Annotated in this window: 3 protein-coding genes; all 3 read right to left on the bottom strand. The window is 28.4% G+C overall.

Annotated elements, in window-relative coordinates:
* Positions 1-213: 213 nt before the first annotated feature.
* Positions 214-456 carry a hypothetical protein gene (locus UNSWCS_RS05750; RefSeq protein ID WP_035143583.1) on the bottom strand — a complete coding sequence of 81 codons (243 nt, stop codon included), beginning with the start codon at positions 454-456 and terminating at the stop codon, positions 214-216.
* 246 nt (positions 457-702) lie between these two features.
* Complete coding sequence (locus UNSWCS_RS05755) at positions 703-1,065, bottom strand: hypothetical protein (protein WP_035143585.1); 363 nt, start codon at positions 1,063-1,065, stop codon at positions 703-705.
* The coding region (locus UNSWCS_RS11955; protein ID WP_035143586.1) for a hypothetical protein at positions 1,065-2,196 on the bottom strand (1,132 nt) is incomplete at its 5' end. The genes UNSWCS_RS11955 and UNSWCS_RS05755, both read right to left, overlap by 1 nt.

Raw genomic sequence — 2,196 nt, forward strand, 5'->3', positions numbered from 1 at the left:
GTTGTATCTCTATTTAGTCTTGTTAGATCATCAGAGTTATCTTTATCTGCTATCTCTATGTTACCACTACCTAGAGTTGCTAGGTTTTTAAATAATAGATAACCTTGTAAGCGGAATTTTCATAGTTCGCACTTGTAGTTTTGAAATTTAGAAGTATTGGGCATTGATAAGTTGTTTGAGAAAATATTAGCAATGTAGAGAGAAATATTTTTGTCATATTTTATTTTTTCTTAATAAAATATTATATTCATCAACTTTATCTAGTCCAATATCCTTAATATCGATGTCAAATAGTAATGCCTGTTGTTTGAATATGTCTATAATGTCGTAATATGCTGTCAATTCTCCTAAAATAAAATCATCCCTTTCATTGGTATAAAGTAGTTCGTTTATTTTTTCTGCAATAATTGATATATTGTCTTTTAGATAGTTTTTGTAACTCTCATATTTTTCCATTATTTTATCCTTTCACTCAAACCATCTATTTTCCAATTTGTATATTTTATATCAATTTTACCACCTTTGTTTATTACCAATATAAATAATATAGGTTCGTTACAAATTTCATTAAAATTATTTTCCAAACAAGCATTATTGTCACAAAAAACAATTCCTATATAACTGCTCATTTTATTTTTTACCCCATTTTATATATGAAAATCTATTGGATTATAGTCAATTTTATAGTCGTTGTTAGTCATATCAATATGTTTTCCCATTAAATAATACAATATCATCTTTTTTTACAAAATATTTCGTGTCACTACAAGGATAGTAAATTTTGCACCATGTATCATCACAAGTTTCTATTGGTAACGGAATTATATCAGCAGTATTGATTTCGTATTGATTTTCTTGCAAAATTTCATATTTTTCATCTTGTATAAAATAAATTTTAACATTGGTATTTTTTCTTATATACAATTTCCTTTTTTTAAGTTGTTCATGAGAATAAAAACCGCACTTAGATACATAACCATAATTATCATACGATACAAATCTACTTGGTGTAGCACAACCATTTATAAAAATTATCAGCAAGAAAAGCAAGTTTATATTTTTCATTATTTATCCCTATTTTCTTTTATTTTATTGATTATACCTTTATATTGATTGCTCCAAATATGTTCGTAAAATATTTGTCCGTTTTTATACAAAGGTATATTAAATATATTCGTTGGGTCGTGTATGACATCATTTTTGCTATTTATCGTAATGCCATTATTTGGTTTTGTATATAGTGGAGTTCCGACATAAACTATATTTTCATTTAATCCATAGTAATTTATTGCAGAATTTGCGATCAAACTTCCTTGTGATAATGCTACATAATTATTATTTGGATTATTTTTCATCTCATAGCCTGTTTGCTTGGCTATCCCGCTTGTGCCACCAAATAAATCTACAGCACTTTCAGTTAAATCAGCAATCAAACCACGAGTTGGGTTGTAATATACTTTATAGTTATTACCGATCATAAACCTAGCTTGACTTTCTGCATCTCCTTCTTTTGTCATAATCCCCGGAATAAATACATTATTTGAATTTTTATCTCCCAGAACTTTAAAATTTGGTTCAGCAACAATAGTAGCTCCTAATTGTCCTAAAATTCCACCATTGTTATTTTCACTAGGAATTATACCAAGTGTAATATCGCCTAAGAAATTTAGAGTTTTACCGATACCTGCTTCGATAGGGTTAGTTGAATTTTCCTTTGGCATATCATTTGAAAGAGAATCTGTCATTATTAATAGATCGTGCTTTATAGCTTCCCTGCCATTTTGGCTAAAAAGTCTAATATCAATATCTGCATTGGTATAAGTGCCAGTTTGAGAATTCACGATGTCTTTTTGGATATTTTTAACATTTCTATTTAATCTTTCCAAATCATCGCTTTTATCTAAATTTGCTATTTGCAAATTTCCATTTCCTATGGTAGCAAGAGTTTTGCTTAAAATTACGGAATTTGAAGTTCCAAGCGAAATATTAGAAATATTAGGATTATTTCGCGAATTTGCTTTTTCATTTTTTGCAATATCAAGCGTATTTTGCATATTCTGCGGTCGATAGTCATCTTGTGTAAAATTGGCAACTTCTTTTTTACCTACTTGGTAGTTAGCACCTATACTAAAGTTTGTTCCCTTAGCATAGCTTGTATTTGATAGGTTCTCATAGCTTAGGGTGTTTGTTTTTAAA

It is taken from the genome of Campylobacter concisus UNSWCS, from assembly GCF_000466685.1.
GTDB lineage: Bacteria > Campylobacterota > Campylobacteria > Campylobacterales > Campylobacteraceae > Campylobacter_A > Campylobacter_A concisus_A.